The organism is Treponema putidum (genome assembly GCF_024401155.1).
Taxonomy (GTDB): Bacteria; Spirochaetota; Spirochaetia; order Treponematales; family Treponemataceae; genus Treponema_B; species Treponema_B putidum.
Map to the genome: position 1 here is coordinate 877,808 of NZ_CP038804.1, position 15,870 is coordinate 893,677.

At 38.0% G+C, this 15,870-nt stretch carries 17 protein-coding genes and 1 pseudogene; 16 read left to right on the top strand and 2 right to left on the bottom strand.

Annotated features, from left to right (window positions below):
• Positions 1–203 precede the first annotated feature (203 nt).
• Positions 204–1,060: pseudogene (locus E4N74_RS04150) on the top strand (Rpn family recombination-promoting nuclease/putative transposase).
• Between the two features lie 134 nt (positions 1,061–1,194).
• Here the strand turns inward: E4N74_RS04150 and E4N74_RS04155 are convergent.
• Together E4N74_RS04155 and E4N74_RS04160 are read right to left on the bottom strand one after the other, a co-directional pair.
• A complete protein-coding gene (locus tag E4N74_RS04155) occupies positions 1,195–1,371 on the bottom strand; it encodes a hypothetical protein (protein ID WP_255819352.1) in 177 nt (58 codons plus the stop codon).
• Between the two features lie 179 nt (positions 1,372–1,550).
• Positions 1,551–1,997, bottom strand: a complete 447-nt coding sequence (locus tag E4N74_RS04160) for a PD-(D/E)XK nuclease family transposase (RefSeq protein ID WP_049992361.1) — start codon at positions 1,995–1,997, stop codon at positions 1,551–1,553.
• A 382-nt stretch (positions 1,998–2,379) separates the two neighbouring features.
• Between E4N74_RS04160 and brnQ the strand changes: the two genes are divergently transcribed.
• From brnQ to E4N74_RS04235, 15 genes are all read left to right on the top strand, one after another.
• Complete coding sequence (gene brnQ, locus E4N74_RS04165; RefSeq protein ID WP_255806294.1) at positions 2,380–3,771, top strand: branched-chain amino acid transport system II carrier protein; 1,392 nt, start codon at positions 2,380–2,382, stop codon at positions 3,769–3,771.
• Positions 3,771–4,148, top strand: a complete 378-nt coding sequence (locus tag E4N74_RS04170; RefSeq protein WP_044979193.1) for a bactofilin family protein — start codon at positions 3,771–3,773, stop codon at positions 4,146–4,148. Before brnQ ends, E4N74_RS04170 begins: the two co-directional genes overlap by 1 nt.
• Positions 4,138–4,779, top strand: a complete 642-nt coding sequence (locus E4N74_RS04175; RefSeq protein ID WP_255806295.1) for a tetratricopeptide repeat protein — start codon at positions 4,138–4,140, stop codon at positions 4,777–4,779. The genes E4N74_RS04170 and E4N74_RS04175 overlap by 11 nt, the downstream gene beginning before the upstream one ends.
• 2 nt (positions 4,780–4,781) lie before the next feature.
• Positions 4,782–6,188, top strand: a complete 1,407-nt coding sequence (gene mtaB / locus E4N74_RS04180; RefSeq protein ID WP_255819040.1) for a tRNA (N(6)-L-threonylcarbamoyladenosine(37)-C(2))-methylthiotransferase MtaB — start codon at positions 4,782–4,784, stop codon at positions 6,186–6,188.
• Positions 6,189–6,253: 65 nt separating this feature from the next.
• Positions 6,254–7,393, top strand: coding sequence for a hypothetical protein (locus E4N74_RS04185; RefSeq protein ID WP_044979196.1), 1,140 nt, complete (start codon positions 6,254–6,256; stop codon positions 7,391–7,393).
• Between the two features lie 30 nt (positions 7,394–7,423).
• On the top strand, positions 7,424–8,377 hold the full coding sequence (locus tag E4N74_RS04190; protein WP_255806297.1) for a DMT family transporter: 954 nt from the start codon (positions 7,424–7,426) through the stop codon (positions 8,375–8,377).
• A gap of 171 nt (positions 8,378–8,548) precedes the next feature.
• The gene (locus tag E4N74_RS04195) at positions 8,549–8,992 is read left to right on the top strand and encodes a hypothetical protein (protein ID WP_044979198.1); all 444 of its coding nucleotides are present in this window, start codon (positions 8,549–8,551) and stop codon (positions 8,990–8,992) included.
• A gap of 21 nt (positions 8,993–9,013) precedes the next feature.
• Entirely contained in the window at positions 9,014–9,601 is a 588-nt protein-coding gene (rsmD, locus tag E4N74_RS04200; protein WP_044979199.1) for a 16S rRNA (guanine(966)-N(2))-methyltransferase RsmD, read from the top strand.
• On the top strand, positions 9,589–10,872 hold the full coding sequence (locus E4N74_RS04205) for a glycoside hydrolase family 1 protein (protein ID WP_145475198.1): 1,284 nt from the start codon (positions 9,589–9,591) through the stop codon (positions 10,870–10,872). The genes rsmD and E4N74_RS04205 overlap by 13 nt, the downstream gene beginning before the upstream one ends.
• A 377-nt stretch (positions 10,873–11,249) precedes the next feature.
• Positions 11,250–11,561 carry a 50S ribosomal protein L21 gene (rplU, locus tag E4N74_RS04210; RefSeq protein ID WP_255819045.1) on the top strand — a complete coding sequence of 104 codons (312 nt, stop codon included), beginning with the start codon at positions 11,250–11,252 and terminating at the stop codon, positions 11,559–11,561.
• A gap of 5 nt (positions 11,562–11,566) precedes the next feature.
• Complete coding sequence (locus E4N74_RS04215; protein ID WP_255806298.1) at positions 11,567–11,938, top strand: ribosomal-processing cysteine protease Prp; 372 nt, start codon at positions 11,567–11,569, stop codon at positions 11,936–11,938.
• A gap of 29 nt (positions 11,939–11,967) precedes the next feature.
• The gene (gene rpmA / locus E4N74_RS04220; protein ID WP_002669471.1) at positions 11,968–12,219 is read left to right on the top strand and encodes a 50S ribosomal protein L27; all 252 of its coding nucleotides are present in this window, start codon (positions 11,968–11,970) and stop codon (positions 12,217–12,219) included.
• A gap of 69 nt (positions 12,220–12,288) precedes the next feature.
• Positions 12,289–13,437, top strand: a complete 1,149-nt coding sequence (gene obgE / locus E4N74_RS04225) for a GTPase ObgE (RefSeq protein ID WP_255806299.1) — start codon at positions 12,289–12,291, stop codon at positions 13,435–13,437.
• Positions 13,434–14,642, top strand: coding sequence for a nicotinate-nucleotide adenylyltransferase (locus E4N74_RS04230; RefSeq protein ID WP_255806300.1), 1,209 nt, complete (start codon positions 13,434–13,436; stop codon positions 14,640–14,642). The genes obgE and E4N74_RS04230 overlap by 4 nt, the downstream gene beginning before the upstream one ends.
• A complete protein-coding gene (locus E4N74_RS04235) occupies positions 14,639–15,862 on the top strand; it encodes an LCP family protein (protein WP_255806301.1) in 1,224 nt (407 codons plus the stop codon). The genes E4N74_RS04230 and E4N74_RS04235 overlap by 4 nt, the downstream gene beginning before the upstream one ends.
• The last annotated feature ends 8 nt before the right edge of the window (positions 15,863–15,870 follow it).

The window sequence follows — 15,870 nt, forward strand, 5'->3', positions numbered from 1 at the left end:
GCTAAGGGGTTAAATTAAAAAAAACGCCAAGGCCGCAAAGCGTTGAGCTTCGCTCAACTTCGCAAAGAGAAAATTAAAGAATATCTTAACAAAGCTACCCTCAAATTCCTTTGCGCTCTCTGCGGGCGTTGTGGTTAAATAAAAAACTGCCCTTACAAAATTGCCGAAGTTGTGGTATAATACAATCAAGAGAGGGCATAGTTATGAGTACGTCAAACAGAAGATATAAAGACTCAGTGTTTGTCGATTTGTTCAGTGAAGACGAAAAGCAAAAGAAAATTTCTTGTCGCTTTACAACGCATTGCACGGCACCAATTTACCGCTTTCGTCTCCGGTAGAAAACATACGACTTGAAAACGTTATGTACATGAACATAATAAACGATGTTTCATGCCTTGTAGATGGTAAAATCATTGTATTGGCTGAACATCAATCTACGATAAACGAAAATATGCCATTGCGCTTTTTAGAATACATAGCGCGTCTCTATGAAAAACTGCAAGCACCGACGGACAGGTATTTAAGAAAGTTATCAAAAATACCGACACCTGAATTTTATGTCTTTTATAATGGATTAGACGATTACCTTGAAACTACGGTTCTAAAACTTTCGGATGCTTTTATTATAAAGTCCGAACACGCTCCGCTGGAACTAACAGTGCAGGTTTTAAACATCAACACGGACAAAGCAAACAAAGTGTTAACAGCCTGCAAGCAGCTAGAAGAGTACAGTCTCTTTGTAGAAGAAGTGAGAAAGCAAACACAACTCGACAACGAAAAAGGTTTTACTAATGCAGTAAAAATATGCATAGAAAAAGGAATCTTAAAAGAATATTTAATGAGAAAATCACGGGAGGTAATAAATATGTTAGTAGCCGAATATGACTACGATACTGATATAGCCGTACAAAGAGCTGAGGAAAGACAAATAGCTTTTGCCGACGGTTCGTACCAAACAAAACTTGAAACGGCAAAATTGATGAAACATGCTAATTGTGAAATTGATTTTATTATGCAGATGACCGGTCTCAGTAAAGAAGAAGTGGAAGCGGTTAATTAATTTGTAACGGACAGCCTCGATTTTTCATAAGTTTAGCTGTTTCTTTCTTAGTTTCATAAAAAAATTCCTTTGCGGTTAAATTAGGGGTATGGTTAAAATAAAGAAAGAAAACCTCTGATACGGTAAGCTAATTTTTATAGAGCTTCAATTTCTTCGCAGCTTAAGCCTGTCCTTTCGGCTATTTTAGCAATATCAAAGCCAAGCCGCTTAAAAGCCATAGCCGTTTCAAGCCTCGCTTGGTGCGAGCCTTGTGCTATGCCTGCTTTCCAGCCTTCATTCCGTGCGTCTCTTTCAAATGAGTTGATTAACATATACTCCCTTACATAAAAACTTTTTGCAGCAAATATCAATTTGCGAAAAAAGTTTTTTCCTTGGCTTTTGCAACGAAGTGAAAAAGCACATATAATAATGCGATGTTTGCCGAAAGGCAAACTCGGTAGATAAACAGTTAGGCTGAATTCCTGCCGAACTGTTTATCATACCTCCTAAGTTATTCACTTTGTTTTACCTCTTTTATCCGCTGCTTTACTTTTTGGATAAACTCATCATTGCTTGCCTTACCGTTCATATACTGTAAAAAACTTTTAAGTGCAGGGCTTGCTTCTTTTTCGGCTGCCTTGCTGTTAATGATTATTTTTGTAATACCGTCGGCAAGCTGTATTTTTGTGTTTTCGGTGCATAAGGTTTTAAATGTGTATACAGGTAAAGCTTCATAAGGTTTGTTTTTATCCAGAACGCTTATATCTATTGCAGATTGATAGTACCGGATGCGGCGGGCTAAGTCGTCTTTGTTGATTGCCTGCATTTCCACATCATAGATTGTGCCGTTTAAGTCTTTAGCCCAAACGTCAAAGCGTACGCCTTTTGCACTTCCTGCATCGGCTACCGTTTTTTGTAATTGAACGTCGATAATGGGTTCTGTTTTATCGTGCAGCACAATGTTTAAAAGCGTTTTACAGATATCCGTATTTTCATGACACGGTAGAACATATAATCATCTGCAATCGTCGACAGTAATCGACCTCCTGTCGATGTTTTGCCTTCAGGCAAAACTCGAAGTTCAATTCTGCCGTAGGAAGAATTGATACAAACTCTAAGCTGAAAAATGTACTCAGGATGTAATTCCCCAACCGCCATGGATGGCGGTGGTTCCAAACTTTCAAGAGTTTTAGACGCAAGTCTAAAACTCTAAGCTGAAAATCGGACACGGATGTCCGATTTTCAGCTGACCCCCTTTCTCTTTTCCTAAAAGAATGGTATAATCAGTACGTTATTCTTTTAATGTAACTTAAATTTAATTTTAAGGATGGGAACAATTTATGAGCAAAAAGACCAACGATATTATTGTTATAGGTTTTGCTTTATTTGCTATGTTTTTAGGAGCCGGAAACTTAATATTTCCGCCTACCTTGGGGCATTTATCCGGAAAAGACTGGGGGTTTTCTCTTTTAGGATTTTTGGTAACGGGGGTAGGTATGCCTGTTTTGGGTATAATATCCATGGGAAAATGCGACGGACATCTTTCCAATTTTACTAAAAATATAAACCAGTTATTCGGAACTTTTTTTATAATCTTTGTTATGCTTATAATAGGGCCGCTTTTTGCCATTCCCAGAACTGCAGCTACTACTTATGAAATAGCTATCAGACCCAACTTCGGGATAAGCTCTGTTCTATCGTCCTTTATATTCTTTGCGATTACTCTTTTCTTTGTTTTAACCCCTAATAATGTTATCGATAGGGTAGGAAAGTTTTTAACGCCTGCCTTGATAGCCGTTTTAGGCCTCTTGGTTATAAAGGGCTTTATTACTCCCATAGGTAGGCCATCAGATCCTTCAGTCGATAAGATATTTTTAAGAGGCTTTAAAGAAGGCTATCAAACTATGGACGCTCTAGGCTCTATGATATTGGCCACAATAGTTATTTCGAGTATTACGGCAAAAGGGTACACTGAAAAAAAATCACTTTTAAAAATGACTATCTGGACGGGGCTTATTGCATGTATAGGCTTAGGTCTTGTTTACGGAGGCCTTGTATATGTTGGAGCAACAGGAAGTGCCGTCTTACCCGATAATCTTTCACGAACCGAAATTGTAGTTCAATCCAGTGAGATATTATGGGGAAGGGGAGGCCGAATAGTTTTAGGTTTGGCAATAGGTTTGGCCTGTTTAACTACCTCAATAGGTCTTACTGCAACTGCAGGCGAATATTTTTCCAAAAGATTTAAAGACGATATAAGCTACCGTGCTACGGTTATAATTATCTGCGTTGTAAGTTTTTTCCTTTCAAATTTCGGTGTAGATAATATTATCTCTATTGCGGGGCCGATTCTTGAAGTCATCTATCCTGTTGCAATTGTGTTGATAGTTTTAAATTTGTTTGCAGAATTTATACCGAACAAGTATTTTTTCCATGGTGCGGTAATAGGCACTCTTTCGATAAGTATCCTTCAAGGCTGGGTTGCAGCTCAGGAGCTTATCAATAATTTGCTTATTAAACTTGAAGCCTTTCCGGCTATGGATCAAGTGGCTCTGAGCTTTAATACTACTATCAACGTATTAAAGACCCTCCCTTTTGAAGGCATAGGATTTCCTTGGCTCCTTCCTGCATTGGGGGCTTCTCTCTTGTTCGGTTTTGGCTATATTATTATGAAAAAAACGGAAACAGCTCCCTCGATGAAGGAAGAATCCGGAGAAAATAAGGATGAATAATGGCTGAGATAGAAAAAGTTGATTTATTGGATTTGGATGAAGAAGATTACGATACGGTTTTAGCTCCGGATATTTATTTTAGCGGTAAGATTGAATGTAAAAAGCCTTTTATGATTAAAGGGCATGTAGAAGGTTTTTTGGTTTCAACAAGCGATGTAACCGTTGATGAAAATTCTATCGTTAAGGCTAATATTCGGGCAGATAGGGTTGTAATCAAGGGATCTGTAGAAGGAAATGTCTTAGCCGATACTATCGTGCATGTTTTTTCCTGCGGAAAGCTTATAGGTGATGTTACGGCTCCCGAAGTTGTTCTTGAAAGCGGCTGCGTATTTAACGGTATCTGTACTATGACAAAGGATAATCAATTTGGAAGATAAAAAGAAAGAAATTAATTCGGTGTTTAAATTTGCTCTGATTTTTTTTCTATTTGCTGCGCCCTGCCTTTTTTCTCAAAATAAGCCTGATGCTCTTGTTTTGTATAAAAAAGGCCGCTATGCAGAGGCTGTTGCCGTATGCGAGGCTGAAATTAAAGAGTCTCCTAATAACTTGGATAGTTATGTCGTAATGACATGGGCTCTCTTGGCCGACGGTCAATATCAAAAAACCTACGATATGAGTGAGGCAGGGCGTAAAATTGCTCAAACCGATCCGCGTCTTATAGCCACTCAGGCAGAGGCCTGTTATCATTTGGGCAAAAATTCCGAAGCCCTTAAACTTTTTCAAGACTATATTTCTTATGCGCCTAACGGTGTGCGTATTTCTTCTTCCTATTATTTTATGGGAGAAATATATTTACGGATGGCAAAATACAGGCATGCCGATATTGCTTTTTCGGTAGCTGTTACCTTGGAGGCTTTTAACAGTCTTTGGTGGGTACGCTTAGGCTATGCAAGAGAGCAGACAAAAGAATACCGCTATTCCCTTGAGGCATACAATAAGGCCTTGAGTTTAAATAAAAATCTTGTTGACGCTCAAAAGGGGCGTGAAAGGGTCTTACAGCGTTTTTAACCATGGGTAATTTTTTTTCGGTTAGAATAGAAACTCTCGGCTGCCGCTTAAACCAAGTGGAATCGGAGGCTCTTGTTGCCCGCTTTGCCGAATCCGGCTTTGACATTTTTTCAAAGGAAACACCAGAAACCGCTTTGCCTGTAAAACTTTGTATTGTAAATACCTGCACGGTTACGGGAAAGGCCGAACAAAAGGCCCGCCGCATTATCCGCCTTTTATTAAAGGAGCATGAAGCATCTGTTATTCTTGTTACAGGCTGCTATGCAGAGCTTGAAGCCGATACTATAGAAAAAATCGATAAAAGGGTCATAGCCTTTTCGGGCAAAAAAAAAGATGAACTTGACGGTTTGCCTCAATTTTTAAAAGAGGCTTGTCTTAAAAATAAGGAACTAAAAGAACGCCCTATTAGTCTTAAAGAAAATCTTCTTTTATTTAGAGACAAAATATATTCAAAAAAAGAGCAATCGGATAAATTCTTTTTTATAAAAGAGCCGGAAAGAAGAAAAGCTCTATTTAAGTTAAGTTCTCCGGTATTCTTTTTTCATTCCAGAGCCAGTTTAAAGGTACAAGACGGGTGCAATAACTCTTGTGCCTATTGCAGGATAAGACTTGCACGCGGCTCTTCCGTTTCTCTGCCTGCGGAAGAAGCCGTAAGGCGGATAGTTCAAATCGAAAGAAACGGAGCTGCAGAGGTTGTTTTATCGGGTGTAAACCTATCCCAATATAGGGATGAAACCTATGGAGGCTTTGCAAATCTTTTAGCTATGCTTTTGGAAAATACAAAAAAAATAAGAATCCGAATTTCGAGCATATATCCTGAATGTGTAGATGAAGAGGCCTTAAAAATTGTAAAGAATAAAAGAATATGCCCTCATTTTCATCTTTCGGTACAGTCGGGAAGCGATAAAATTTTAAAAGCTATGAATAGGTTCTATCGGGAAGAGGATATACGTAAGGCTGTAAATAATTTGCGGGAGGTAAAGGATAATCCATTTATAGGATGCGATATAATTGCGGGCTTTCCTTCCGAAACTGAAGAAGATTTTTTGCAAACGTTTAAAATGTGTGAAGATTTAAAAATTCCCGGTATCCATGTTTTTCCTTTTTCGGCCCGACCGGGAACGAAAGCCTTTTCTATGAAACCGAAAGTTCCTGAAAGGGAGGCCGGAAGGAGGGCTTCGCTTCTTTCATCCTTGAGTGAAAAAAACTATCAAAGCTATTTAGCTTCTTGTGACAGGAAAGTTTTTTTTGGAGTTATAGAAAAAGTTCAAAAAAATGAAGATTTAAGGATTGTAACCGAAAATTATTTAACTCTTCCTTTAAAACCGGACAAAGGAACTGAAAATTATATGGGCGGCGAAGGCTTATATGTTATTATAAATGATGGAGTTGCATATCTTGCGGATTAGTATTTTTTATGATAAAATTACTTTAAACTAAAGCATTGATACAGGAAATTTGAGCGGAGGTATATGTGAAGAAAATAATTGTTTTTTTATTCTTGTTTATGGTTTGTTGGTCAGGCTTTGCACAGATTTCTATGCCGGATCCCCTAGCCCCATCCTATGTTTCTCCACGCCTAAGCGGATTAGGTGCTCCTTTTACAACATATCAGGCCGGAACCGAGACCCTGTTTACAAATCCGGCTCTATTTCCGTTTTTGACTAAACGTTGGTCGGCAGGAAAGGCTGCATTTCATGCAAATGAGGGCGGTTTGGGAGGTTTAAATTCCATCTCCGAATCCGAAAAAATAAAGGCTTTTGCAGAATATCTTTATAAGGGCGATAGTAAATATGTTGACTTTTCTGCTACAGGCCCTTTAGCCCTGAGCTTAGCCGATAAAAATTTTGCTGTAGGTATTTTTAATAGATCTATTGTGAATGCCGATTTGGAAAATACTATAATGCGAAAGCTATTGATAGGAGAGGAGCTTTTTGTAACAGGTGGATACGGCATATGTCTTCATGATGATGGAATAAATAAGGTTTCTCTAGGTTTTCAGATGAAGGGCTTTTTTCAAACTTTCTCCTATGCTTTAAACAAAACTCAGATCGATATGGCTGCGGCGGTGAATTCCGGCTTTAAAAATTTAAACATTGTTTTTGTTAACGGACTCGGACTTGATGCAGGCTTTTTGTACAAGTATGACAATTACTTTTTTTTAGGGCTGACATGCAGGGATGCTTATACTCCTGTTTTTTTAACCCCTTATAATAGCTTTGAAGACTTTAAAAAAGCAAACACGGCTGGTAAGACAGAGTATAAAACGCTTTTGCCTAATTTGAGTGTGGGTATAGGTTCAATGCCTGTTTTTGATGATATGTGGACTACCGTTTCTTCATGGTCATTTTATATTGACTACCAAAACATTCTCGAGCCGATTTTTAATAGAAACAGAAGTCCCTTGCTTAATATTGCTGCAGGAACCGAAATAGTTTTTCATAAGGTGTTGAGCTTTAGATTGGGTATGAATGAGCTTTACCCTCATTTGGGAGTCGGACTTGATTTTACCTATTTTCAAATAGATTTTTCTGCTTTTTTAAAGGAAATGGGAAATAAACCTTGGGAAAAGTCTAAAACCTGTCTGGATTTTGCTTTTTCATTTGAATATTGATTTTAGCGTAATTTATTTTTAGGAATTCTTATGTCTTGTGAAGTAAAGGCCGAAAGCAATACTGAAATTTTTGTATGCAGGCGTGTTAAAATTTTGTCACGCCTTGCTCTTTTTTCGGCAACTCTTTTATGGGGAAGCACCTTTGTTGCAGTAAGCAGCACAAACGATTTTTTTAAGCCTAATTTTTTATTGGCCTGCCGCTTTTTACCTGCCTGTCTGATTCTTTGTGCCGTGTTTTTTAAACGACTAAAGCAGCTTGACAAGCATTACCTAAAGGCCGGATGTTTTTTAGGATTTATTATGTTTGCAGGTTATTCTTTACAAGCTATTGCCATTACTACTGCAGGAGGTCTTCCCGGCCGCAGTTCTTTTTTGGTTGCAACTTATTGTGTTCTTGTTCCCTTTGTAAACGCTGCGGTTTTAAAAAAGAAGCCGGACAAATTCAATCTTTTTGCGGCCTTTCTTTGCTTTGCAGGAATCCTCGCAATTTCGATGCCTGATTTGATTTCGGAAAGTCAAAACGGAGTAAACTGGGGCGATGCTTTTTCCCTTATAAGCAGCTTTATATTTGCAGTATATATTGTTCTTCTTCCTAAATTTATGGAAAAACTGGATGCTGTTCTTATAACGATTGTTCAATTTGCTTTTGCAGGAAGCTATGCCCTCATTTTTTCTCTTTTGTTCGAGGATAACTCCAATACCGTTTGGAATTATCAGTCTGTTTTTACGCTTGTTTATTTGACTGTCCTTTGTACGGCACTCTGTGTATTGCTTCAAGCTGTGGGGCAAAAGAATACTCCTCCTGCTACAGCCGCCCTTATTTTTTCTCTTGAATCCGTGTTCAGCATCTTCCTTTCGATAATGCTCATCGATGAAAAATTTACGCCTGCCTTGGGTTTGGGCTGTTCTTGCATTTTTATTGCAATTATAATCTCCGAAACAAAGCTGTCATTTTTAAGAAAAAAATCAATGGATGTAAACTGATTTTTACAAGAAGCCCAATAATCATTCAATCTAAGTAAGATTATCATTGAATTAAAGCTCTGTTTTAATATTCCGAAAATAAAATAAGAGTTATAGTTTATATAATAGGGTATCTCTAAAAACTCGGTTAGATTTTAGAGGTTCCCAACAGAACTTGAGAGGGTAAAAAAGATGCTTCATAATATTGTTTTTCAAGATAATTTGTTTCAAATAACCAGAATGTTGGATGTAATAAAGGACGGTCTTAATTTAGACCTTTCAGAAATTATTTTTGCGGATAAGATGGTAAGAGATATTTTATTTTTTGATGCAGCCCTCCAAAAACTCTTTAGTCAGATAGAACCTCAGTCCCACTTGTCCGATTATATCGACACAATGAACTGCCTTTATTTTTGCATCAAAAAGTATATGAACATTTTAAATTTGATTTTAACCGAAAAACTCTGTCCTGAATCCGTTTTTAGCACGGAAAAAGCCCGTCTTGAAGGTATTTATAAAAAACATCAGGATTTTCTCGGCAAAATAAATATAGATATTTCCGATACGAATTTTGAAAATGAAACCTACAACATCGTCTCTCAAAATGAACTTTCAGAGTTATTGAACTTAGGATAGGTCTATGCTATAATTATTCCTATGAGAATAACCGGAGGAAGTTTAAAAAACAGACAGGTAGAGTGCCCTAAGGGGATAATAAGGCCTGCAATGGACAGAATGAGGGAGTCTGTTTTTTCCATACTTGGAGATCTTTCAGGTCTTTCTTTTTTAGACCTTTTTACGGGATCGGGAGTCTGCGGTTTGGAAGCCTATTCGCGCGGAGCCTATCCTGTCTATCTTGTAGAAAAAGATGCCGATAAATTTCCCGTTTTATTAAAAAACGTTTCCATGGCAGATAAAAAACTTGAATGTAAAAGGATGCCGGCAGAAACTTTTATAAAAAGAGCTAAGGTATCCTTTGATATTATCTACCTTGACCCACCCTTCCCCTATAAATTTCACGTAGAACTTCTAAAAAAAATAGAAGAATCAAAAATATTAAAAGAAGGCGGCCTTGTGATGATGCATAGGCCTTCTGAAAAAGCTATGCCTCAAACTATAGGCTCTCTGACAAAGAGAGATGAAAGAATATATGGAAGATCCATCGTGGATTTTTATCGCAAAGAAAATTATTGTATGCGGTTTGTAACCAAATCGCGTGATATGGAGGAAGGATGTTTAAGTTAAAAGAAAATTTTTTGCTTGGAGTTGCTACGGCTTCTACCCAGATTGAGGGAGGAAGGGTAAATTCTAACTGGAACGATTTTTGTAACCGCAAAATGACAAATGACGGCTCGGACGTGTCCCGTGCAAATATGCACTACGAAAAGATTGAAGAAGATACCAAGCTTTTAAAAAAAATGGGGATTCAAAGCTACCGCATGTCCTTAGAATGGGCACGAATTGAGCCTGAAAAGGGAAAATTCGATACTAAAGCCCTTGATCACTATAAAGAAGAATTAAGCCTTTTAAAAAGAGCAGGTATAAGGCCCTTAATAAGCCTATACCATTTTAGCCATCCCATGTGGTTTGAAAATTCGGGAGGCTTTACAAAAAAAGAAAATGTTGAAGTCTTTTTAAATTATGTGAAGACTTGCATAAGCGAGCTCGGCAGCTTTTGCAGCGACTATGTTACAATAAATGAGCCTAATGTCTATGCGGTTCAATCCTTTTTTTTAGGTCTTTGGCCGCCTGAAAAAAAGTCTCTTTTTATGACTTTAAAGGTAATGAACGTCCTCGTAGCCGCCCATTGTAAGGCCTATGAGTTAATCCATAAAATACGCAAAGAGAAGGGCTTTACGGACACAAGGGTAAGCTTTGCCCACCACATGCAGGCCTTCCATCCAAAAGATAAAAATAGAAAAGCCGATCAAAGGGCTGCTAAAAGAATAAGCAAAATTTTTCAAGACGGAATTATGAAAGCCTGTTTTAAGGGAGAATTTTCATTTCCTTTAAAAAATATCCTAAACATAAAAAAACAAAACTACGTAGATTTTATAGCCATCAACTATTATTCAAGGCAGGCAGTAAGAGGTTTTTCTTACAAAGCCTTTGAAAACACTCCTAAAAACGATTTAGGCTGGGATATTTATCCATTGGGCATAATTGAATGTGCCCAAAACTGCTATGACTGCCTTCCTCTGCCGATAGTCATAAGCGAAAACGGAACATGCGACAATAATGATGCGTTTAGATGCCGATATATTTATGATCACCTAAAACTTATAAGCGAATCACCCCTTCCCTTTGAAGCCTATTATCATTGGTGCTTTATCGACAATTTCGAGTGGAAGGAAGGGGAATCTGCCAGATTCGGCCTTGTGCACTGTAATTACGAAACTCAAGAAAGAACGGTCAAAAAAAGCGGGGAATTCTACAGCGAAATGATCAAAAAGCGAGGTGTCGATAAATCGATGATGGAAAAATATGTTGAACCTTGTAAGTATAATGTAAAATAATTGAACACGGGTATTCTACAACAATAACATTATATTTACCTAATAGCTATGAATATGTTAAAAAAAAGTATAATATTTTTAAAATTAGAATTGGAATAACAAATATTTATTTGTATATTTATTATTTTTAATACTAAACAGGCGTGGAGCTTTATCGGTTTAGGAATAGTTTCAGCGGCTTTTTGTACATTTTTTTATTTGCGGGATAATAGATAAGTGATAAGTTATGGATAAATAATGCCGATAAAATTAAACAGTTTTTCTCAAGCCTATTGACATTTTATGCGGTTTTTTGCTATATTTAGTCCCTAGTGTTTAAATTTGTCCGGTATAAACCCGTTAATATGCCGGCAAAAGTTTTTTTATGAGGTATAAAGATGTACGCACTTATTGAGTATAAAGGCAAACAGTATAAAGCTGAGAAGGGTGTAAAACTCGTAGTTGATAAACTTTCTGCCGAAAGCGGAAGCAAAATCGACATCGACACTGTTCTTTTAATCAGCGATGGAGATAAAGTTACTGTGGGAACTCCCTACGTAAGCGGAGCTAAGGTTTCTGCAACAGTAGGAGATTCTTTTAGAGAAAGAAAGATTATTGTTTACAAGCATAAGGCTAAGAAAAACTACCACAGAACCCAAGGACATAGACAGGCTCATACCTGTATTACTGTTGACAATATTGTCGGATAAGACAAGTGGTAAAAATTCGGCTTCTTTCAAATGCTGAAAACTGTTTTTCGGCCTTTGAATCGTCAGGCCATGCCGGCGGCAGTTACGCTTTGTGCGGTGATAATGACGGCAAGCCGGAAAAAGGCGGCAATATAGTCTGTGCCGCCGTTACCATTTTGCTTAAAACGGCCGTTTTAAGCTTAAGCTCGGCTCAAAAAGAGAGCTCAAGTTTAAAGGCCGAAATACTGGCTGATAATCCGGGCTATCTTTCGGCAAAAGTAACAGCTTTTTCGGAGGAAGATAAGCCCAGATTGCAGTATTTACTGGAATTTTTAACAATAGGTTTAATGGCCATTGAGGCCGAATATCCCGATTGTTTGGATTTACAGATAGAGTAAGATTTTGATAATTTTTTTGGAGGATTATTATGGCACGTAAAAAGGGCGGCAGCGGTGCAAAAAACGGAAGAGATTCCAATCCTAAATATTTGGGTGTTAAAGTTTACGGCGGAACGGAAGTATCGGCCGGTTCAATTTTGGTTCGCCAGAGAGGTACTTCAATCCATCCGGGTAACAATGTAGGCTGCGGAAAAGACTATACATTATTTGCAAAAGCTGACGGTGTAGTTACCTACCATGAAAGAAAGGGTAGAAAACTCGCATCTATCGAAGCAAAATAATTTGGCTTCGAGTTAATGTATAAAAAAGCCGGTTTTTGCCGGCTTTTTTTGTAGGAAAAAAGAGCAATTATGGTAAAATTTGCAGATGAATCTAAAATAAGAGTTTCCTCAGGAAAGGGCGGCAACGGCTGTATAGCATTTAGACGGGAAAAGTATGTTCCTATGGGTGGCCCCTCGGGAGGGGACGGCGGCCGAGGCGGAGACCTTATCTTTGAAATACGCCGCAACATGAGAACACTGGTTCATTTGAGACATAAAAGGGTTTACAAGGCAAAAAACGGCGGGGGAGGGGAAGGCTCTCAACGTTTCGGTAAAAAAGGCGATGACTGCATAATACCTCTTCCTCCCGGCTGTGTTATAAAAGACCCGGAAACGGGAAAAACTATTTTGGACTTTGGAGATGCTGAAGAAGGCCGCTTTGTTTTTCTCAAAGGCGGAAACGGCGGTTGGGGAAACTGTCATTTTAAGACCTCCACAAATCAGGCTCCTAAAACTGCTCTTCCCGGACAAGAAGGGGAAACAAGAGAAATAATCGTCGAGCTTAACATAATAGCCGATATAGGCTTGGTAGGCTTTCCTAATGCGGGAAAATCTTCTCTTCTCGACTATTTTACAAATGCAAGGCCTAAAATTGCTCCCTATCCCTTTACCACCAAAATTCCGAACCTTGGAGTTTTGCGTGTAGACGAAGAAAGGGATGTTATCATTGCCGACATACCGGGAATCCTTGAGGGGGCTTCAGAGGGTATAGGACTCGGCATAAGATTTTTAAAGCATATAGCCCGTTCTGCAGGTCTCGCCTTTTTAATAGACCTTTCAGACGATAACTATTTAAGGGCATACGATGTTCTTTGTAAAGAACTGGAAAGCTATTCAAAAGAATTGGCCCAAAAGAAAAGAATTATAATTGCCACAAAATTGGACTTGCCCGATACAAAAGAAAGATTAGCAGAGCTTAAAAATGCAATTCCCGATCAGGAAATTTTAGGTATTTCTCTTTATAATGAATGGGGTTTGGGAGAAGTAAAAAAAGCCTTTATTAACTTGGCCGATGAAATGCAAAAAACAAAACAGCAAAAAGAAAGCCTTGACCCATATCAACAAAACAAAAATTTTATGACGGCAGAACTCGATGATGTTTTTTATGAAGAAAAAAATGATGACGATCACTTCGGGGCAACAGTCAGCTTGAGCCGTAAAAGGAAACCTAAAAAATGAGGCTGGCAATCTTAGGCGGTTCTTTTAATCCCATACATCTTGGACACTTAAATTTAGCTTTTCACTCTTACAAGGAATTAGCCTATGATAAGATTGCTATTGTTCCGGCCTATATTTCTCCTTTTAAAATTTTTTCTAAAGATACGGAAGTTGAAGATAGGCTTAAAATGATAGACCTTGCTATTGCCGATAAACCTTATCTGTACTGTGAGTTATATGAGATTGAAAGGCAGGGCGTTTCTTACACAATAGATACGATAAATTATCTTTATAAAAAATTTCCCGATATCGAAGGAAAAATAGGCCTAATTATCGGGGATGATTTAAAAGATAATTTTTCCCGCTGGAAAGATGCTGAAGAAATTATAAAGAAGACCGACATAATTATAGGGAGAAGAACAGGCCTTAAAGGCCATTCAAATATCTTAAATACCGGCTTTGCAGAGGCTTCTGTCAAGGAGCTAAAAAACGAAATCTTAAATATTTCGTCAACCCAAATAAGAGATGCGGTTTTAAAAGATGAAGATTTTTCTTCTCTTGTTCCCAAGGGTGTTTATGATTACATTATAGAGCACGGACTTTATAAAGAAAAAGGTGTTTCGGCTTTAATGAATACCTCTGATATTGAATTAAAAACGCAAGAAATAGATAGTTTTGCAAAAAGCGTTTTAACCGAATCCCGATATGCTCATTCCGTGCGTGTTGCGGAATATGCCCGTCATCTTGCAAACGAGTATAAAGAGGAAGGCGTATCGCCTGCTCTTGCATATTTTACAGGCCTTGCTCATGATATTTGTAAAAAATGTTCCGATGAAGAGCTGGTAAAACTTGTAGAAGCCGACGGGCTTGGAATTGACAATATTGAAAATAGCCGCTTAAATCTTTTACACGGAAGAGCGGCTGCCGTAGTTTTGCAAAACAAATTCGGCATCAATGATGAGTCCGTTTTAAAAGCCGCTGCCTTTCATACTTTCGGATATGAGGGAATAGATGCCTTGGGAAAGATTATTTATATCGCCGATAAAATAGAACCCGGCCGTCCTAATACCCAAAACTTTCGAGATATGGTAAAATCTTCTTCTCTTAATGAGTTGATGCTTGCAGTCTTGGATTGGAACCTTGCCTATATCGAAAAAAAAGGAGCGAGCACTCATCCGGAAACAAAAAAAATGTATGAGCAAATACAAAAGGAGCTTAAAAGGTGAAAATAAAACTTATGGATACGGGGAAAAATATTATATTCCTTGTAGTAATTCTTATTGTTTTAATTACTTCCTTTGTTGTAGTTCTTTTAAAAATGCAAAGAGATACCGTTAAGGATTATCTTTCCTCCGATAAGATTTTAAAAGTTCTTTTAGTGGTTGAAGATAAGGGTGTTCCTATTTCTATAAGTATATTAGCCTATTATCCTGAAACAAAAAGAGCTGCTATGTTTGATGTGCCGGCGAATATAGGCTTGATTATTCAATCCTTAAACCGCACGGATGCAATAGGAGCCGTATACACCGAAAAAGGTATATCGAGCTTTAAGGCTGAAATAGAAAAACTTGCCGGTATTTCAGTTCCGTTTTATTTGACATGTAATCTTGACAACTTTGCTATGTTGACCGATATGCTGGGCGGGCTATCGGTATTTATTCCTTCGCCGGTAGACATAGATAACGATAATATGCGCATCCTCTTACCTTCAGGTTCCGTTTCTCTTGACGGAGACAAAATACGGGACTTTCTTGTTTATGAGGATGAATTGGATGCTGAAGGCGAGGCTGCTGCAAGAAAACAAAAGGCTGTTTTGGCTCTTTTTAGGGCTATAAACGATAATTCACCTGAGATTTTTTCTAAGGAGAGATTTTCGATTTTAAGCGATAATTTCAACTCGAATGTTTCCGGTTCCGATTTAAAGAATTTGCTTGAATCCATAAGCAAGATGGACTCTGAGCGTTTGGTTCCGCAGAGGCTTACAGGAGCTCTTCGAATTATCGAAGACAAGCGTCTTTTAACTCCGTTTAGAGAAGGGCAGCAGATAAAAGAAATTATCCGCCAAACAATTGCAGTATTGGCTTCCGATGATTCTTCAGCCCTTGAGCGTGTTTATGCTTTGGAAATTTTAAACGGAACAAATGTACAAGGCCTTGCAAAGACTACCTCAGAGCTTTATCAAAGCTTTGCCTATGATGTTGTAAGTATAGGAAATTCCGAAAATCCTGTAGAGGAAACGGTTTTGATAGATAGAATCGGAAACCCTTCCGTAGCAAACATTGTTGCAAAGGTTATAAGATGTAAAAATATTCAAACTACGCAGCTTCCTGCCGAAGGAGAATACGGAAGTGAAACCAATGTTGACTTTACCCTGATTTTGGGTTCGGATTTTAACGGTTTTTTTGTCGTTGAAAAAAAGAACGATAAAAAAGATAATGGTGATTGATAAGGATA